This window comes from Luteitalea sp. (assembly GCF_044337415.1).
Lineage (GTDB): Bacteria > Acidobacteriota > Vicinamibacteria > Vicinamibacterales > Vicinamibacteraceae > Luteitalea.
The window spans coordinates 1-18,873 of record NZ_JBIINP010000033.1; the positions used below are offsets into that span (position 1 = coordinate 1).

The window sequence follows — 18,873 nt, forward strand, 5'->3', positions numbered from 1 at the left end:
GGCGCCGGCCGCGACGGCGCGCCGTCCCAGCCGCCCGCCATCATCGCGATCGCCGCGAGCAGGCCGCCGTTGGACGGCAGGTACACCGGCAGGTTCGCTCGCTGCGGCGTGTGACCGTTGGCGATCCATCGGTTCTTCGGCACGTCCATCAGCAGCGCGTCGACGGCGTCCGCCGGACGGCCGAGGCGCGCGGCGGTCATCGCGAGCACCGGGTAGTCCCAGCCCCACGTCGTCGCCCAGTCCCAGTTGGCCCGCACCCAGTCGTGCGTGCGCCCCATCGTTGCGGCATCGACGCCCTCGGTGGCTGGCAGGAAGCCGTACGCCATCAGCATCGACGGGTGATCGGTGGGCGTGGTGAACGGCTCGACGGCGATCGCCGCGTAGCGACCGTCGCGCACCGTGGGCACCGCGAGGCGCTCGCGCACGCGGTCCCACGCGGGTTCGCGCGCCAGGCCGAGTCGCTCCCGCCACTGCTGCGCGACGCCGAGCGCCCAGCGCCAGTACGCCAGCTCGAACGTCGGATCCTGCACGCGGGTCTTGATGGGGCCGTACGTCTCTTGCGCGGGAATGAGTGGCGGCGCGAGGTGCAGGCGCCCGTCGTCGCCCTCGCGGGGGAACGACGCCATGAACGTCGCGCTCTCGAACACGATCGACGCGAAGCGCTTCAGCACGGCAGGATCGCGGGACTCGCGCCACAGCAACTCCGCGAGGTGGATCGGGTGCGGCTGCTGCCACACGAGGAACGCGCCGACGCCGCTGGGTGATTCGCGTCCGTCTGGCCCGACCATCTTCGGCCAGCGCGCTCCGGCATACCCCTGGGTCGCCGCCGTCTCACGTGCGCGCGGCAGGATCGTCGCGTACCAGTCGAGCGCCGTGGCGAGTGGCTGCGACCGTCCCCACAACGCGAAGTGGGCGGCGTGCCACCAGAACATCTCGAGGTGTGCCTTGCCGAACCAGCTGTTGGTGACCAGTCCGGTCTCCTGCGGCGGGCGCGGTCCCGTGGCATGCAGTCGCGTGAGGTACTGCGACAGCACGAGGCGTCGCTCCAGTTCGCGCCAGCGGGGATCACGGCTGCCGGACAGGTCGACGGCCGCGCCCGACCGCCAGAACGACTCCCACGCATCGGCCGCGGCGCGCAGCGTGGTGTCGACGTCGGTGCGCGCCACGTCCGATGCCTGCGGCGAGAACGCCAGTGTTGCGTCGAAGGTGTCGGCCATGGCGCCGGCCGCCTTGCCGCCACGCGGCGCGAGTGTCCACGCATGGGCCCCGGCCTGCCGCAGGTCCGACGGGGCCGACCACTGCAGGGTCGCCTGATAGTTCGTGCCGTCCACCCGCCGCGCGAACGTCGCGTCCCACCGGCTCGCGCGCATCGTCGTCGCGTGCGCCGCGGCCCGCGACCAGTCGCGCGTGCCCGACCACGTGCCTGCCGGATACGGGAAGGCAACCACCAGGCGCAGCTTGCCGAGCCGCACCAGGGGCGACACGACGCGGACCGCGATCCGGTCGTCCTCCGGGTGCACCGTCGTGATGACGAGCACCTCATGCCCCTCGACACGGAACGCACTCGTGACCGTGCCGGTCCAGAGGTCCAGCGACTGCGTGGCATCGGCCAGGTCGGTGATCCTGGCGGCCGACCCATCGGACCGGAGGAACTCGAGTCCCAGCCGTCCCAGATCCATCCGGTGGGGATTGGCGCGCAGCCACTCGGCGGCGGGCATCGGTCGCCCGTCGCGGTCGTTGGCGTCGGCGTAGGGCACATCGCGATCGCCGGCGCGAAACGTCACCAGGCTGTCGGCGAGCACAGGCTCGGGCGTCACCGGCGTCGAGTGCCAGCCCCACGTGCTGAGCGTCGCGAGCGGCGTGCCGCTCTCGTACGCCTCGGGGAAGCTCTGCAGTCCGGTCACATCGACGGTGAAGCCGAGCGAGCCGTTGCCTACCGACAGTGGCGATTGCGGGTCGATACCGCGGACCTCGACGCGGTGCCGCTCGACGAGGGCCCGGCGGTCGATGGGCTGGGGTGACTGTGCGTGCGCGGCCGCGCCGACGAGCAGGTACACGGCCACGGCCAGCGCCACACACAGGTGTCGGGCCGGTTGTCCCAACCCGGCCGCGTCTGGTGGCCACGTGCGGTCGGGCCTCATGTGCATCGATGGCGAGTGTATGCTGGCCAGCGTCACCCGGTCACCTCGGTCCACCGCTGGAGGACGTGCCATGCACGTGCTGCTCCTCTCGATGCCCGACGCGTTCGAGCACACGCCGACCATCGGCATGTGCATGCCCAACGGGGCGCTCGCGTCGCTGGCCGGCAACATCGACGCCCACCACACCGTCGATATCGCCGATCTCGTCCTCGTGCCGCACGACGTGGCAGGCACCGTGGAGCGACTCGTGCGCGCACGCCGGCCCGACGTGATCGGCCTGTCGGCGATGACCTTCCAGCGGCGTACGGCGTTGCGCCTCGTGCGGCGGCTGCGCGCCTGGTGCCCCGAGGCCGTGATCGTCGCCGGCGGCTACGACCCCAGCCTGGCGACCGATGCATGGATGGGCCCCGACGGCGTGGACATCGTCGTGCGCGGCGAGGGGGAGGTCACGTTTCGCGAACTGTTGCGGATCCTCGAACGGGCCGGAGACACGCCCGGGTGCCGGGTACCGGGTGCCGGGTACGGAGGACTGGCCGCCGGGTCGGAGCTGGCGGCTCTTCAGGGGATCACGTGGCGCGGGCCCGACGGGACAGTCGTCACCAACGCCGACCGGCCGCCGTCGGCGCACCTGGACGACATTCTGGGATTGCCGCGACGCGAAGCGCGCGTGCTGCGCGGCTACACGTTCCTCGGCGACGCCGTGGACGTGGTCGAGACCTCGCGCGGCTGCACCTACGACTGCAGCTTCTGCTCGATCATCGAGATGCGCGGCCGCAACTTCCATGCACGCGGCTTCGACCGCGTGATGGCCGACCTGCGCGACGCCCGCACGCGCGGGGCGCGGGTCATCTTCCTCGTCGACGACAACCTCACGCTCGACGTCCGCCGCTTCGAGGCGCTGTGCGAGCGCATCATCGAGGAGGGCCTCTCGGACCTCCGCTACATCGTGCAGGGCATGACGTCGGCCTTCGCCGCGCACGGCGACCGCCTCGCGCCGCTCATGAAGCGCGCCGGCTTCGAGTACGTCTTCCTCGGCATCGAGAACGTGCTCGACGATGACCTCGCGTTCCTGAAGGCGTCGGCCAAGAACGCGCAGCGCGAGGCCGGGCGACGCGTCGGCAACGCCACGCAGGCCGCCATCGACGTGCTCCACGCGCACGGCCTCTACGTCGTCGGCGGGTTGATCGTGGGCAATCCGGACGACACGGCTGAGGCGATCGAGGCCAACCTCTCGTTCGCGCGTCGGCACGTCGACTGGCCGTACATCCAGCATCCGACACCGTACCCGCGCACACCGATGAACGAGACGTTCCGCGAGCGCAACCTCATCGTCAACGATCGTCTGGAGGAGTACGACGGGACAACGGCCGTGGTCCGCAGCGCGCACCTGCAGGCCGAGGAGATCGAGTTCCTGCGCTGGAAGGCCGAACGCTGGATGAAGGTACGGCACATGCCGGCGGTGCTGCGGCGTCGGCCCGGGTTCGTGCTGCGCAACGCGCCGACGCTGCTGGCGCACACGTTCAGGGGCACCACATGGAAGTCGATGGTCGGACTGGAGTCGTCGCGCGACACGTTCCGCCGCTACAAGGCGATCCGCCAGCGCGAGCGCGAGTATGTCAGTGAGCAATTCGGAATTCAGAGTTCAGAATGAAGCGCGAGGCCCACAACGCCAACGCTCCCGCGGGAGGCTGGCAGGGCGCGCCATGCAGTTCATCCTGAGCATTCAATCCCGAACTGTTCCGAGCAGACGTCGGTGCCCGGCCCCGCACTTCATTCTGAATCGTGAACTCTGAACTGTCCCCGGAGATGGCGATGCTCGGACCCGCGCTTCGTTCTGAATCGTGAACTCTGAATGTCCCCGGAGATGGCGGTGCCCGGACCCGCGCTTCATTCCTGAATTCTGAATTCCGAATTACTCAGAACCGCACGCCGAGCTTGGCCATCAGCGACACGCCGGGTGCGTCGGTGCCCGAGCCGTGCCAGCGGTAGTTGCGGTCGGTGAGGTTGTCGACGATCACGGTGGCGTCGACGTGCGAGGTCAGGCGCCACCCGCCCCGCAGGCTCACCACGACGAAGCCTGGGGTGCTCGTGTACAGGTACGACACGTCGGCGTCGCCGAGCACGCGCGCCTGCACCTCGGCCAGCGACTCCCCGGTCGGCACGAGGCGGCCGGCCTGGACCAGGCCCATGTCCGTCGCCGTGCCGTTGAAGAACGTGGCGATATCGGCCCGGCGCCGGCGCCCCCCGATCCGTGCATCCGCCAGGTCGCCCGGGCTCAGGCGATCCTGCGTCGCTGCGGCCGTGATCACCGCCTCGGCCCACACGGGGTGCACGCTCGGCTCCCACTTCACGCGTGCCGCGCCCATCAGCGGCGGCATGCGCCGCAGGTAGACGTCGTCGCCGTCACGCCCCTGCGCCAGCGACACGTTGGCGCTCGCGATCCACGCGGGCGCGACGCGCACCTGGACGTCGCCCTCGATGCCCAGGACGCGTCCGCGGTCGACGTTCACGCGGGTGACGATCGGCCGGGAGTCGACGGCGACGTAGGCGCGGCCAGCGGCGTCCTGCGCCACGATCGCGTAACCGGCCACCGACGTCCCGACGATCCCCGTCGGGAAGATCGCGGTGCGGCGGGCGATGGCATCGCGCAGTTCCAGATCGAAGGCGACCACCGAGCCCGCCACCCGGCGCGTCCGTACCTTGACCCCGGCGTCGAACGCGTAGAGCGACTCCGGACCGAGCTGCACGACCGGGGCTCCGGTGCCGACGGCCGTGGCGCCGTCGTTGCTGCCGATCAGGGCGCCGAGCGCGGCGGCCTCCGTGGGGGCCACCTCGAAGCCGCCGCCAGACACGCCAATCGCACCGAGGTCGAAGGCGTTGGCCGCGCGGAACCCGCGGCTCACCGAGCCCGTGATGTTCACAGCATCGGTGAGGCTCCACACGGCACCGACGTTGAACGTCGCGGCGCTCATCCGCACGCGTTCCGCGCTCACGCCGAGGCCAGGGTCGGCTGGCGCCTCGTAGGTGTAGCTGCCCAGCCGCAGCCCGGCGCGCAGGCCGAGGCGGTCGTGGAACAGCGACGCCGTGTCCTGGACGAACACGGCGGCCGAGCGATAGCCGGCACCATCAGGGATCTCCGGACGGAGCGCGGATGCGGCGCCTCCGGTCCATCGGTCTCGCGTCGTGGCAATCGACTCGTCGTACAGCTCGGCCCCGGTCGTGACCGAGTGCCCCTTCCATGCCTGGAGCGTGCCTTGTGCCGCATAGCCGAGCACGCGCGTGCGAGCGGTCTCCGTCTCGAAGAACGTGCTCGGCCGGGCCTGTTCCAGCCGGTCGTCCTGCTGCTGGTTGAACGACACCGTCGCCTGCAGGGCCGCGAACGGGCCCAGGGCCGTCGCCCGCTGGTAGCGTGCGTAGCCGAAGCCGAGGCGCTGTGGGTCGTAGACGCTCCGGAAGAGTCCGTCGCCACCGATCTCGCGGTCGTGGCGGTTCACGCTCGACTGCGACTGCTGCATCGCCAGGCCCGTGAGCGCCGACCCCTGGCCGAGCGGCACGGTGACGGCCGCCGACCAGCCGGACTGGCGGAAGCCCGTCGACGGCAGGCGGTCGTACGCGATGGTCGACGGCAGGCCGAGGTACCGCGTGAGGGCACTGTGGCTGTCGACGCCCCCGCCCGTGCGCAGGTCGTCTGCGGCGCGCGTCGACAGGCCGCCGCGCAGGGCGAGCCCGGGCGCGCGCAACTCGCCGTAGGCCTCCATGCCGCCGCTCATGTCCGCCGTGGCCCCCACCAGTTCGACGGCCCCGCTGCCACGGGTGCCGACCGGGATCACCTGCGGCGCCCGCGAGATCACGTTGACCGCGCCGCCGAGGGCGTCGCTGCCGTACTGCACCGACGACGGGCCGCGCACCACCTCCATGCGCTGCACGCTGCCCGGATCGACCCAGCCCAGGTACTGCGTGGCGCCCGCACGGTAGGTGGACGTGTTGAATCTGACGCCATCGAGCAGGTACAGCACGCGCTGCGCGCTGAAGCCGCGGATGAACACCGAGGCCTGCGCCGTCGTGGTCTGCTGCACGAGGACGCCGGTTTCCTCTCGCAGCGCCTGCGGCAACAGCTGGACCGGGCGCGACTCGAGCTCCTCGCGCGTCACCACCCCGATCGGCTCCGGGACGTCGAAGGTCCGCTCCTGCTCGCCGCGGGCGGGCGTGACCGTGACCTCGCTGGCGATGCCGGCCAGCTCCACCACGAAGCGCACCTGGGCGTCGCGCCGGCCGGCCAGGTCGACGGCGTGGGTCACCGCGGTGAACAGGTCGGCGCTGGCCTGCACCAGGCAGGCCGTGCGGGGCAGCCCCTCGATCACGAAGCGCCCCGTGGCGTCGGTGCGTGCCTCGCGCACGACGGTCCCGCAGGTGACGCGCACGGTGGCGGCGTCGAGGGCGCCACCGAGTGCGTCCTCGACGAGCCCAGCCACCAGGCCATCAAGCGGCGCCGTGGCCGCGGCCTGCGCCCGGGCCGGTGCCGTCGGGCTGACGACGGCAAGGGCAAGGAGCAGGGTGAGGCAGGCGCGTGACATATGACACAAGCGGCCGGGAGGGCCGGGAGGCGTTCGCTATCATCGATCCGAATGGCCGCAGCCGGAAACGCATCGGCCTGTCCCCTGCACCCCGGTCCGCATCGACGGGGCGCGCGGACCTGCTGAAGGCTGCGGGTGGCTGATCGGCACGGGCGTCCGTGAGGTGAAGCCGCCGCAGTCAGGGCCGCGTGTGCCGCGCGGCCCGTCAAGGAGTCAACGTGTCCCAGATCGTCCACATCCCCACGCCGCTTCGCCAATACACGGACAAGCTCGACACCGTCCAGGTGAGCGGCGCGACCGTCGCCGACGCCCTCGCGCAGCTGACGACGACGTACCCCGAGCTGAAGAAGCACCTGTACAACGAGCAGGGCAAGCTCAGGCACTTCGTCAACATCTACGTCAACGACGAGGACATCCGGTACCTCCAGAAGGAGCAGACGCCGCTCGGGGCGACCGACACGATCAGCATCATCCCGTCGGTGGCCGGCGGCTGCCCGACGGCGACAGCGGAGTTGCCGTCGCTCGAGCAGGAGGAGGTGGCCCGCTACTCGCGTCACCTCATCCTTCCCGAAGTCGGCATGGAAGGGCAGCGGAAGCTGAAGGCCGCGAGCGTGTTGTGTGTGGGCGCCGGCGGACTGGGCTCGCCCGTGTTGCTGTACCTGGCCGCCGCCGGCATCGGCCGCATCGGCATCGTCGACTTCGACGTGGTCGACCTCAGCAACCTGCAGCGGCAGGTGGCGCACGGCACCGACGACATCGGCCGCCGCAAGCTCGACTCGGCGCGCGACGCCGTCAAGGCGATCAACCCGCACATCCAGGTCGATCTGTACGAGACGGCGCTGTCGTCGCAGAACGCGCTGGAGTTGTTCGCGCCGTACGACATCATCATCGACGGCACCGACAACTTCCCGACGCGCTACCTCGTGAACGACGCCTGCGTGCTGCTCGGCAAGCCGAACGCGTACGGCAGCATCTTCCGGTTCGAGGGGCAGGCCTCGGTGTTCGCGACCAAGGATGGGCCCTGCTACCGGTGCCTCTACCCTGAGCCGCCACCTCCCGGGCTGGTGCCGAGCTGCGCCGAGGGCGGCGTGCTGGGCGTGCTGCCGGGGATCATCGGCGTGATCCAGGCCACCGAGGCCATCAAGCTGATTCTCGGCGCCGGCGAGCCGCTCGTGGGGCGGTTCCTCATCTACGACGCGCTGAAGATGAAGTTCCGCGAGCTCAAGCTGCGGCGCGATCCCGAGTGCCCGGTGTGCGGCGACAATCCCACCGTGAAGGCGCTCATCGACTACGAGCAGTTCTGCGGCCTCAAGCCGGCACCGGGCGCGACGGCCGCGCCCGTCGGGGCCGTGCCGGTGATCGAGGTCGAGGAACTCAAGCGCCGCATCGACGCCGGCGACGACATCATCGTGCTCGACGTGCGCGAACCGCACGAGATCGACATCGTCCGCATCGAGGGCACCACGGTGATTCCGCTGGGTGAACTGCCGCGTCGCCTCGACGAGCTCGACCGCACGAAGGACCTGCTGGTGCACTGCAAGGTGGGCGGGCGCAGCGCCAAGGCCGTGACGCTCCTGCGCGAGCAGGGCTTCGACCGCGCCGTGAACGTCGCCGGCGGCATCCTCGCCTGGGTGGACAGGATCGAGCCGCACAAGTCGAAGTACTGAGGCGGGTCATGCCTCATGCGTCATGCCTCATGCGTCATGCCTCATGCGTCATGCCTCATGCCTCATGAGAAGGCACAAGGTAGAAGGTAGAAGGTAGAGGGTAGAAGGGTAATCAGGACACTACGCGTCGATGCGGGGAAGGTTCCCGGTCGGCGCGTTTCTCCTGTGACGCGCCGCGTGCCGGGTGCCTCCTGTCCTCGCTCGTCGCCGTCGCACTGCTCGGTCGCCGGATCGTGGGGGACACCGCGGAGCGCACGCGTCGGGCTTCACGCCGAGATGGAGGAGAGCAATGACGTGTCGGACACGCCTCATGAAGACGGGTATCGGCACGATCGCCGCGACGATCGTGGGTGGGGTGATCGTGGGGATGTGGAGCGCGCATCCTGCCGCGCAGGCCACGGGCGCGTCGTCGTCGCGGTCCCCGCGCGTCGCGCGCGGCGAGTACCTGGTCAAGGCTGGCGCCTGCAACGACTGCCACACGCCATGGAGGCTCGGCGACAACGGGCCTGAACCCGACATCGCGCGCCTGCTCTCCGGCCATCCGGCGACCCTCGGCGTGCCCACCGAGCCGCCCCTGGCCCCACCCTGGTTCATCGCCGCCACCGCGACCAACACGGCCTGGACGTCGCCGCTCGGCCTCGCCCTTGCCCCCAACCTCACGCCGCATCCCACCGGAGTGGGGTCCTGGACGGAGCGGGAGTTCATGGCGGCCATCCGGACCGGGCGTCACAAGGGCACCGGACGGGCCATTCGCCCGCCGATGCCCGTCCAACCGCTCAACCGCATGACCGACGAGGACCTGCGGTCGGTCTTCGCGTACCTGCAGTCGATCCCGGCCATCGACAACGCGGTGCCCGTGCCCGGTTCGTCCCCGCCTGCGTCGGGAGCTGTGACGCCCATCCCACCAGCGGGACCTCCGGCTCCGGCGGCCACGCCCGTCGCGCGCGGCAAGTACCTGGTGGACGTGCTCGGCTGTGAGGACTGTCACACGCCGTTCAAGACCGGCGACAAGGGCCCAGCGCCCGACATGAGCCGCCGGTTCTCCGGGTATCCCTCATCGGAGACCGTGCCCGCGGGCCGGCACCTCGAGGCGCCGTGGGCCAGCGCCATGACCCTCACGCAGGCGAAGCAGGGGCCGTGGGGCACCAGCTTCGCGGCGAACCTGACGCCCGACAACGAGACGGGGGTCGGCACGTGGACCGAGCAGCAGTTCATCGACACGCTCCGCAGCGGCCGTCACCAGGGCCGAGGTCGCGCGCTGCTACCGCCGATGCCGTGGCCCTCGCTCAGCCACCTCACCGACGCCGACATGAAGGCGGTGTTTGCGTACCTGCGGACCGTGCCCAAGGTGCGGAACAAGGCACCCGAGCCGCTGGCGCCAACGAAGTGATTCAAGGGTCCCAGGTCGGAATTCAGAGTCCGAAGGAGGGGAAGGGCACGGAGGCGTTCAGGAAGCGTGGCCCGACCGCCGGATGACGAAAGCCGACCAATGAGGACCGATTTCCGCTAGAATCCAGCCATGCTCCGCCTGTCGAAGAAGACCGACTACGCCCTCATGGCCATGAAGCACCTGGCGCTGCACGGCGACCGCGGGTCGGCCAGCGCGCGAGAGATTGCGGAGCAGTACGACATCCCGGCCGAACTGATGGCCAAGGTGCTGCAGCGCCTCGTGCGGCGCGGGCTCCTCGTGTCGCACCAGGGCACGCGCGGCGGCTACCAGCTGGCCCGACCGGCCACGATGATGTCGGTCGCCGACGTGATCCAGGCCGTCGACGGACCGCTCACAGTGACGGCGTGCTCCACCGATGACCACGCCTGCGACCAGTACACCAAGTGCAACGTCCGCGATCCGCTCTGGCGCATCAAGGACCGCATCCTGATGGCCCTGGCCGGCTGCACCCTCGCCGAGATCGTCGACGAGGCCAGCGTGCCGACCATGCCCGTCAGCCTGTCGCGTCGCACGCCGGCGCCGGCCGCGGAATAGGCGGCAGGCCACGGGCCACAGGCGGCCTGCCGCCTGCCCCCTGGCGCGTCCTGTGACGACGCACGATTGGCCACAGGCGTCGGCCTACAGGCTGCCTGTCGCCTGAAGCCTGTCGCCCATCCCGCCCTTGCCTCGCCTCTACTTCGACGCCCACGCCACCACGCCGTGCGACCCGCAGGTCGTCGCGGCCATGCTGCCGTACTTCACCGAGCGCTTCGGCAACGCCGCCAGCCTCCAGCATCCCTACGGGTGGGAGGCGCAGGAGGCGGTCGAGGCGGCTCGTCAGCACGTGGCCGCGCTCGTCGGATCGAAGCTGCGCGATGTCGTGTTCACCAGCGGCGCCACCGAGGCCAACAACCTCGCGCTGCGCGGTGTGGTGGAGGCCAGGCGTGCCGAGGGCCTCGCCCCTGCCGACCTCCACGTCGTCACCCTCGTGACCGAGCACCCGGCCGTGCTCGACCCCTGCGCGCGCCTCGAGCACGAGGGCGTGCGCGTGACGCGGGCCCCCGTGCAATCCGATGGCCTCGTGGACCTCGACCGCCTGCGGTCGCTGGTCACGCCAGGCACCACGCTCGTGTCGGTGATGGCCGGCAACAACGAGATCGGCGTCCTGCAGCCCCTCGCCGACATCGCCGCGATCGCCCGCGAGGCGGGGGCGTGGCTCCATTGCGACGCCTCGCAGGCCACCGGGTACGTGGCCGTGGACATGGCGGCGCAGGGCATCGACCTGCTCTCCTGCACCGCGCACAAGATCTACGGGCCGAAGGGCGTGGGGGCCCTTGTGGTGCGGCGCGCCTCGAAGGTGTCGCTCGCGGCGCAGCACCTCGGCGGCGGGCACGAGCGCGGCCTTCGGTCGGGCACCCTCAACGTGCCCGGCATCGTCGGCTTCGGCGAGGCGGCGCGACTGGCCGTCCGCCGGCGTGCCGAGGATGCCCTGCGCGTAGGCGCGCTCCGGGATCGCCTCTGGACGCGCCTGCGCGAGGGCGTCCCCGATGTCCACCTCCGCGGCGCGGCATCCCCGAGGCTGCCTCACAACCTCAACGTCGGCTTCGATGGCGTGAGTGGCCGCGACCTCGTGCTGGCGCTCACCGACGTGGCCGTCTCGCCGGGCGCGGCGTGTGCGTCCACCTCGGCCGCGCCGTCGCACGTGCTGCTCGCGCTCGGCCTCGACGAGGCAGCGGCGAAGAGTTCGCTGAGGTTCGGCCTGCTGCGCACCGCCACCGAGGCCGAGGTCGACGCCCTCGCCGATCGCCTGATCGCCGTGGTGCCGGCCCTGCGCCGCCAACGAGGCATGGCGCGGTAGAATGGCGATGTGAGAGGTCCGGTTTCGGTCCTCCAGCAAGGCGACTCAACGATGATGTACATCACCCTCGACGCTGGCCGTCAGATCCGCAAGTTGCTCGAAAAGCAGGGCCTCCCACAGGGCGGGCTGCGCGTCGGCGTGAAGGCCGGCGGCTGCAGCGGCCTCAGCTACGTGTTCGCGTGGGAAGGCGAGCCCAAGGCGCAGGACCTGGTCTTCGACGGTCCCGAGGACTCACGCATCTACGTCGATCCGAAGAGCCTGAAGTTCCTCGAGGGCACTCAGCTCGATTTCGACACGAGCCTCATCAGCAAGGGCTTCGTGGTGGTCAACCCGAAGGCCAAGGCGACCTGCGGCTGCGGCACGTCATTCTCCCTGAGTTGAGGTCGGCAGTCGGGAGTCGGCAGTCGGCAGTCGGAAGTGATCGTGTGCGTCGGCCCGTGCGCAGGCATGCCTCATGAGGCATGAGGCATGACGTCCATCTTCCCCACCTCGCCGGCCTTCGCCAGCGCACTCCGGAACAGGATCGGGCCGATGGTCTCGTGCAGCGTGATCATCGACACGATGAGCGCGTAGAGCCGCCCGCCCCAGTCAGGGAACTCGGCGTTGATCAGGATGGCGAGACCGAGCGTCACGCCGGCCTGCGACACGAGCCCCATCCACGCCAGTGCCGGCGGCTGCCCCTCCAGTCCGGCCACGCGCGCCCCGACCGCGGCGCTGCCCCTGATCAACCCCATGCGCACGGCCGCGATGGCCACGGCCAGCAGGCCGACCGTCGCCAGCGCTCCAAGGTGCAGGTTCGCGCCGGCCGCTGCGAAGAAGAGCACGAGCACCGGGAGCGCGCCGCGTTCCACCGCCAGGCGCAGCGCGTCGCCTTCCGGCGGCGCGATGTTCTCCACCACGAGTCCCGCGCCGAGTGCCGCCAGCAGCGGCTCGAAGTGCAGGGCCCCGCCCACCTGGCTCAGCACCACGGCCACGCCGAGCAGCACCACCGTCACTTCACGTCCCACGTGACGCAGGTAGAACGCAAAGCACGCGCCGACGATGCCGCCGAACGCGAACGACCCGAAGATCTCCCACGCGAGTCCCGACAGCAGCCCGTGCCCCGCCTGGCCGCCGCCCAGGGCGAAGCGCACGCTCTCCATCGACAGCGTGAAGAGCAGGATCAGCATCAGGTCGGCCAGCACCACCAGCGCGAGCACGAGTTCGGCCAGCGGACCGCGGGCGCGGCTCTCGGTGATCACGGCGATGGTGACGGTGGGCGAGAAGCTCACCGTGACCGTCGCCACCACCGCCGCCATCGCGGCGCGCGCCAACCCGCCCACCTCGGGGGCGATGGGCAGCCACGGCCAGGCGGCGAAGAACAGGACGCTGAGCGACACCCACATGAGCGCGATCATCACGCCGCCCATCGTGAGCATGGCCCGCAGGTGCGGCCGCAACCGCACGATGTTGATCTCGAGTCCGGCGATGAACGCGATCAACGCGATCGCGAGCCCGTTGATCACCTGCATCTCGCGCGCCATCGCGGGCGAGAGGATGGCGCCGGCGTAGGGGCCGCAGACGACGCCGAAGAAGAGATACCCGGAGATGCGCGGCAGCCTGAAGCGCTCGAACAACTCGCCGGTGAGCGAGGCGGCGATCAGCGCGAACCCGATGGCCAATGCCGTGCCGGGCCCGCCTCCCTGCCCGGGCACCGGCGCCCGCCCCGTCACGAGCGCCGTCGTCGCGACGATGAGGACGAGGGCGAGCAGGCGCATCAGCCGCGCCCCTCGTCGGCGGGGCGGAGCACCAGCGCGAGCGCCTCTGAGGCCAGCGTCGCCACGACCACGGCGGTGAGGACGGCCGTCATGCCCGGCGTGCGCACCACCTGGAGCAGGTGGAGCGCAATCGCGATCCCGAGCAACCCGGGCGCCACCAGGTGCAGGCCCAACTCGCCGGCCGACATGTGCCCGTGCAGCCGCGTGGCGAGCCAGCCGCCCGTCAGCTTGCCGGTGAGCCTGAACAGGACCAGCGGCGCGCTCAGCCACACCGCCTCGCGCGAGAACCCGCACGAGGCCCCCGCCACGAGCAACAGCACCACGAGCAACGGATGCTGCACGCGCTGCAGGTCCTCGCGCACCACGCGGTCGGCATGTCCCGGGAGCCGCACCCACAGCCCGCCCGCCACCAGGCCCGCCAGCAGCGGTGACAGGCCGAGGTACGACGACGTGCCGCCGATCAGCGCGAGGATGCCGGCGATGAAGACGTTCCGCTCGGCGCGCGAGTGAGCCCGCTCGAACAGCATCCAGCCCGCCACTCCCATCGCGGCGCCGAGCAGGACCGTCCACGCGGCCCACGTGGCCATGTCGGCGATCGGCGCGGCGACGCTGCGCCCGACGACCGCCACCACCAGTCCGCTCACCACGATAGGCAGCACGTCGTCGAGGTCGGCGATGCGGACGGCGAGCGTGTGGGTCGGCGACACGTCGGACGAACTGGAGGCCGACGAGACCGACGCGCAGAGGCCGAGCGTGGTGGCCACCAACCCCACTGGCATGGCCAACGGCATGCCCCATGCGCCGAGGAGCACGGTGAAGGCCGCCGCCACGATCAACAGCGTGACTCCCGCTTCGAGGCTCGCGGCCACGAAGGCGCGGCTGTCACGCGGTCCCTCGAGTGCGAGCGCCAGCCCGGCGAACACGCCGAGCACGGCCAGCGCCACGGCGACGACGGCGTCGAGGTGGCCGAGGGCGGCCGGGTTGAGCACGTTGGTGAAGGCCGGGCCCAGGGCGGCGCCAATCGGCACGAAGAGGACCGCCGGCGCCACGGCCGGCGCCAGGCCCAGGGCGGCGCGGGTGCGCAACGGCCGCAGCCACGACGCGCTGTCGGCACGGGCGGGCGGCAGCGCGGTGTCGAGCGCATCGGCGCCGCCGACCTCGCGCCACTCCTCGTGGCGCCTCATCTCGGCACGGCCACGAGTCGCGGCTGGCCGTCGTGCTCGATGGTCAGCAGCAGCGCGCCGCCAGGCGGCACGGCCTCGAAGGCCCGCGTCACGGCGGCAGGAGAGGGCGCGCGCGTCGCGCCGATCGCGATCACGACGTCGCCGGGCGCAAGGTCTCCGGCTGCGCCTGCCGAGTCGTCCTGCACCCGCGTGATCTCGCTGCCCCGGCCTTCCACGGCGCGCAGCGCCAGGCCGAGGGGGCGACTCGATGTGTCGGCGGCCGCGCGCACGGGTGACTGCGGCGCGGGAGGCCTCGAGCCCACCGTGACGGGCACCGTCAGGAACGCGCCGTCGCGTCGCACCGCGAGCGATAGTGCCGTGCCCGGTGCGCTGCGGGCGATGCGCTGCTGGAGCGCGCTGCCGTGACGCATGGGCTGGCCGTTGACGGTCGTGATCACATCGCCGGGCACCAGGCGTCCCGCGGCGGGACCGTCGGGCCTCACGGTCACCACCGCCGCGCCGGCCTGCACGCCCGTCGCGGCCGCCAGGCGCGCGTCGAGGTCCTGAACCGTGACGCCGATGTCGCCCGGCGGCGAGGTCGCGCCGCGCAGCAACGGGTCCACCAGGGCCAGCAGTGGCGAGGCCGGCACGACCGCCGGCTCGCGATCGGCGATCGTCACCAACCCGACGAGCCGACCGTCGAGCGTGAAGACCGGAGCGCCCTCGTCGCCCGAGGCACCGCGACCGAGGCTGAGGAGTTGTCCATCCCAGCGCGGATCCCCGAGGCCGTCGCTGCGGCCGACGAACACCGGGCGCAGCGACGTACCTGAGGCGCTGGCCTCGGCCACGGCCACGTAGCCGGGCGTCGTCAGCGGTTGCTGGCCTTCGCGCAGCGTCAGCACGGGCGCCTTTCGCGCCGGCACGCGCACGAGCGTGACGCCGCGCACGGCGTCGCGCCCGAGCACGGTCACCGGTCCGGGCACACCAGGGATCGCCTCGATGAACGAGCCGTCCGGCAGCAGCGCCATCGCGACGTCGTCGCGCACGCGCAACGCTGGCACCAGCCGCCAGCCATCGTCGATGCCGGGCATGGTGACGCGCAGCGGCAGCACTGCCCCGTCGACCCGGCCCGTCAGCTCGCGCACCGCAAGGGAGAGGTCGTCGAAGGCGGCACGCGCCGCGAGGCGGGCCAGGGGCTGCGCCGAAGTGCCGTCGCGCGACTCGGCTGCCGTCTCCGGGAAGCGGAACCGTGACAGCACCAGCAGCACCACCAGCGAAATGCCGATGGTCGCCGCGAGGAGGCGCGTTTCCCGCGAGCTGGCGGAGCCTCCTGGAGCAGTCATGTGGCGGAGGGTATCACCCGGCGGCGACGTCGGCCGAACCCACCTCGCGGCGTGGCGACGGTCACTTGAAGGCCTCCGGGTGCAGGGCACGCGCCAGCAGCTCGGCCGCCTGGCCGAGGCGTGGCCCGGGCACGACGAACTGGTCGCCCTGGAGCGCGTGGATGCGATTGGCCCGGACAGCGGGGATCGACGGCAGGGCCAGCCATGGCGAGGTGACCTCGGGAGCTCTCGCCTCCGCGCGCAGCTCGACGATGACGTCCGGCGCACGGGCGAGCAGCAACTCGCTCGAGGCCTGCACGTTCTCGCGGTCGACGTCGGCGAACACGTTGTCTGCCCCGGCGACGTCGAGCAACTCGTGCAGGAAGCCCCGGCCGCCGCTCACCCACACGTTGCGCACCGCGCCGGGTTCACGGCCGAAGACGAGCAGGGTGCGTGGACGGGGCGCACCCTCGACGCGCTGGCGCACGCCGATCAACTGCGCGCGCAACACCTCGGCGGCCTGTCGTCCTTCCGCTTCGTGCCCCGTGCGTGCGCCGATCGCCTCGAAGGTCTCGAGGGTCGCGCCGATGCCGCCGTGCTGGTACTCGAACACGGCGATGCCCGCCTTCGCCAATTGCTCGCGCAACGCGGACTGCGACGCGTAGGTCACGACCAGATCGGGCTTCAGCGAGAGGATGCGCTCGACATCGGGATCGAGCAGCGCCCCGACGCGCGGGCGCGTGGCGACCTCCGCCGGGAACTTGTCGAAGCTGCTCACGCCGACGACCTGTGGTCCCGCGCCGACGGCAAACAGCATCTCGGTCACCGACGGCACCAGCGACACGACGCGCGGCCCCTGCACGGCCGCCGGCGGCTTTGCCTCCTCGCGCGGCGAGCACGCCGCAACGAACATCAGCAGGCAGGCAATCGCCAGCGAGAAGATGGCGCCCGTTGTCCCGACGTGGGCCCCGTACCCGGTACCCCGTACCCGGTACCCTGTACCCGGTACCCGCTTCCCGATCCCCGTCATGGCTTCCGAATCAGCAGCCACAGGAAGAACGGCGCACCCAGCACGGCGGTGACCACGCCGACGGGCAGTTCCACGGGTGCGATGACGGTGCGCGCCAGCGCATCGCAGGCGATGAGGAAGGCGGCGCCGAAGAGCGCCGAGGCCGGCATCACCACGCGATGGTCTGCGCCAACGATCAGCCGTACCAGGTGCGGCACGATGATGCCGATGAAGCCGATCGGCCCCGCGAGCGACACCGCCACGCCCGTGGCGAGCGACGAGGCGAAGAACGCGACGCGCTGCACGCCGAGCACGGGCACGCCGCGCGTCCCGGCCTGCTCCGCGCCGAGCGCCAGCGCATTCAGGCTGCGGGGCAGCCACGCGAACGCCGCCAGCGCCGGCAGCAGCATGACGAGCGCGACGCCGAGCGGGGCGTAGCCGGCCACGTCGAGGTCGCCCATGAGCCAGCGCAGCGTGCGGATGGTCTCCGTGAAGTCCGACAGGTACTGCACCAGCAGGATCAGCGCCGAGAAGAACGCATTCAGTGTCACGCCGGCGAGCAGCAGCACGTCGGTAGAGAAGCCGCGGTGTCGCACCTGCGCGAGCGCGTACACGATCAGCACGGCGCCCAGCGCGCCGGCCAGGCTCGCCAGAGGCACCGACGTCAACGCGCCACCGGTCCACGCCGGCAGGAACGTGATCGCGAGCATGGCGCCGAGCGCCGATCCCGACGACACGCCCAGCGTGAACGGCGTCGCCAGCGGGTTGCGCAGCAGCGCCTGCATCACCACGCCGGCGACGGCGAGCGTGGCGCCGACCAGCCCCGCGGCGAGCACGCGGGGCAATCGGGCGATGAAGAAGATCTGCGCGGCGGTGTTGTCGGCCCAGGGGCGCGATCGATCCAGCACGGCGCCGAGATCGAGCGGCGTGGAGCCGACGAGCGGGGCCGCGACGATGGCCGCGATCAGCAGGGCGGCGAACATGCCGTGCGTGCGCCAGGCGCGTCGCCGCAGGGCCGAGGCCGCCTGCGCGGCCCGGCGCGGGTCGAGCGGATCCCACGCTGCCGGCGCGACGGTCTCGCTGCCGCGCCGTGCGTCGGCTCCATCCTCGGCAGGGAGCCGACGGCCCTGGCCGGCGGTCTGGCCCTGGCTGACGGCCTGCTCGCGCGTCGCACTCACCGGCGCGCCCCCACCAGCGTGACCGGCACCAGCGACACCGTGCCGTCCGGGTGCGTCATCCGATCGACCTGCACGCCGTAGAGCGTCTGCAGGTGTTCGGGGGTGAGTGTGTCGTGTGTGGGCCCGTCGGCGAGGACGCGGCCCGCCTGCAGCAGCACCACGCGATCGCACACCTGCCAGGCGAACTGCAGGTCGTGCGTGCTCACGAGCAGCGTGAGCCCGCGATCGTCGGCGAGGTGGCGGAGCAGTTGCGCCACCTCGATCTGGTAGTGCAGGTCGAGCGCCGCCGTCGGCTCGTCGAGGATGAGCAGGCGCCCTTCGTCGTGGGTGTCTTCCTCGAACTGCGCGAGCGCGCTCGCGATCACGACGCGCTGCTTCTCGCCGCCGCTCAGCGTGTCGAAGTGACGGCACTCGAGGTCGGCCGTACCGGTGGCCGCGAGGGCCCGGCGCACGGCCAGCAGGTCGTCGGCCGTCTCGAATCCGAACGGCCCGAGGTGCGCATAGCGCCCCATGAGCGCGAGGTCGAGCACCGAGTAGTCGAAGACCGGGTGGATCTCCTGCGGCACCACCGCGAGGCGACGCGCGAGTTGCCGCTTCGGCACGCTGCCAATCGGCACGCCGTCGAAGCGCACCTCGCCGCTGGTCGGCGCGAGCGCCCCCGACAGCAGGCGCAGCAGCGTCGTCTTGCCCGAGCCGTTGGGGCCCAGGATGCCGGTGATGCCGCCGCGGGGCACCTGCAGGGACACGCCCCGCAGGACCTCCGCGCGGCCGAACC

General features: G+C 71.5%; 14 protein-coding genes. 6 read left to right on the top strand and 8 right to left on the bottom strand.

Annotated elements, in window-relative coordinates; translation table 11 throughout:
* The coding region (locus ACIRDX_RS08030) for a hypothetical protein (RefSeq protein WP_396624892.1) at positions 1–2,147 on the bottom strand (2,147 nt) is incomplete at its 3' end.
* 64 nt (positions 2,148–2,211) lie between these two features.
* Here ACIRDX_RS08030 and ACIRDX_RS08035 point away from each other — a divergent pair.
* Positions 2,212–3,792 (top strand): B12-binding domain-containing radical SAM protein, encoded by a 1,581-nt coding sequence (locus ACIRDX_RS08035; protein ID WP_396624893.1) that lies wholly within the window; start codon positions 2,212–2,214, stop codon positions 3,790–3,792.
* 265 nt (positions 3,793–4,057) lie between these two features.
* Here ACIRDX_RS08035 and ACIRDX_RS08040 read toward each other — a convergent pair whose 3' ends face one another.
* Positions 4,058–6,715 carry a TonB-dependent receptor domain-containing protein gene (locus ACIRDX_RS08040; RefSeq protein ID WP_396624894.1) on the bottom strand — a complete coding sequence of 886 codons (2,658 nt, stop codon included), beginning with the start codon at positions 6,713–6,715 and terminating at the stop codon, positions 4,058–4,060.
* Between the two features lie 218 nt (positions 6,716–6,933).
* On the opposite strand from ACIRDX_RS08040, the gene moeB reads away from it, so the two are divergent.
* The 5 genes from moeB to ACIRDX_RS08065 all read left to right on the top strand — a co-directional run bounded on the left by moeB (position 6,934) and on the right by ACIRDX_RS08065 (position 12,050).
* Positions 6,934–8,382, top strand: a complete 1,449-nt coding sequence (gene moeB / locus ACIRDX_RS08045) for a molybdopterin-synthase adenylyltransferase MoeB (RefSeq protein WP_396624895.1) — start codon at positions 6,934–6,936, stop codon at positions 8,380–8,382.
* A 289-nt stretch (positions 8,383–8,671) separates the two neighbouring features.
* Positions 8,672–9,772 (top strand): c-type cytochrome, encoded by a 1,101-nt coding sequence (locus ACIRDX_RS08050; RefSeq protein WP_396624896.1) that lies wholly within the window; start codon positions 8,672–8,674, stop codon positions 9,770–9,772.
* 129 nt (positions 9,773–9,901) lie between these two features.
* Positions 9,902–10,366, top strand: coding sequence for an RrF2 family transcriptional regulator (locus ACIRDX_RS08055; protein WP_396624897.1), 465 nt, complete (start codon positions 9,902–9,904; stop codon positions 10,364–10,366).
* 127 nt (positions 10,367–10,493) lie between these two features.
* Positions 10,494–11,669 (top strand): cysteine desulfurase family protein, encoded by a 1,176-nt coding sequence (locus ACIRDX_RS08060; protein WP_396624898.1) that lies wholly within the window; start codon positions 10,494–10,496, stop codon positions 11,667–11,669.
* A gap of 51 nt (positions 11,670–11,720) precedes the next feature.
* Positions 11,721–12,050 (top strand): HesB/IscA family protein, encoded by a 330-nt coding sequence (locus ACIRDX_RS08065; RefSeq protein ID WP_396624899.1) that lies wholly within the window; start codon positions 11,721–11,723, stop codon positions 12,048–12,050.
* 71 nt (positions 12,051–12,121) lie between these two features.
* Here the strand turns inward: ACIRDX_RS08065 and ACIRDX_RS08070 are convergent, their stop codons facing one another.
* The 6 genes from ACIRDX_RS08070 to ACIRDX_RS08095 form a co-directional block, all read right to left on the bottom strand.
* Positions 12,122–13,426: a cation:proton antiporter gene (locus tag ACIRDX_RS08070; RefSeq protein ID WP_396624900.1), complete on the bottom strand. Its 1,305-nt coding sequence runs from the start codon at positions 13,424–13,426 to the stop codon at positions 12,122–12,124.
* A complete protein-coding gene (locus ACIRDX_RS08075; protein ID WP_396624901.1) occupies positions 13,426–14,610 on the bottom strand; it encodes a hypothetical protein in 1,185 nt (394 codons plus the stop codon). Before ACIRDX_RS08075 ends, ACIRDX_RS08070 begins: the two co-directional genes overlap by 1 nt.
* The gene (locus ACIRDX_RS08080; protein ID WP_396624902.1) at positions 14,607–15,932 is read right to left on the bottom strand and encodes a PDZ domain-containing protein; all 1,326 of its coding nucleotides are present in this window, start codon (positions 15,930–15,932) and stop codon (positions 14,607–14,609) included. The genes ACIRDX_RS08075 and ACIRDX_RS08080 overlap by 4 nt, the downstream gene beginning before the upstream one ends.
* 61 nt (positions 15,933–15,993) lie before the next feature.
* Positions 15,994–16,941 (bottom strand): ABC transporter substrate-binding protein, encoded by a 948-nt coding sequence (locus tag ACIRDX_RS08085; RefSeq protein WP_396624903.1) that lies wholly within the window; start codon positions 16,939–16,941, stop codon positions 15,994–15,996.
* A complete protein-coding gene (locus ACIRDX_RS08090) occupies positions 16,938–18,098 on the bottom strand; it encodes a FecCD family ABC transporter permease (protein WP_396624904.1) in 1,161 nt (386 codons plus the stop codon). Before ACIRDX_RS08090 ends, ACIRDX_RS08085 begins: the two co-directional genes overlap by 4 nt.
* Complete coding sequence (locus ACIRDX_RS08095; protein WP_396624905.1) at positions 18,095–18,844, bottom strand: ABC transporter ATP-binding protein; 750 nt, start codon at positions 18,842–18,844, stop codon at positions 18,095–18,097. The genes ACIRDX_RS08090 and ACIRDX_RS08095 overlap by 4 nt, the downstream gene beginning before the upstream one ends.
* Between the last annotated feature and the right edge of the window lie 29 nt (positions 18,845–18,873).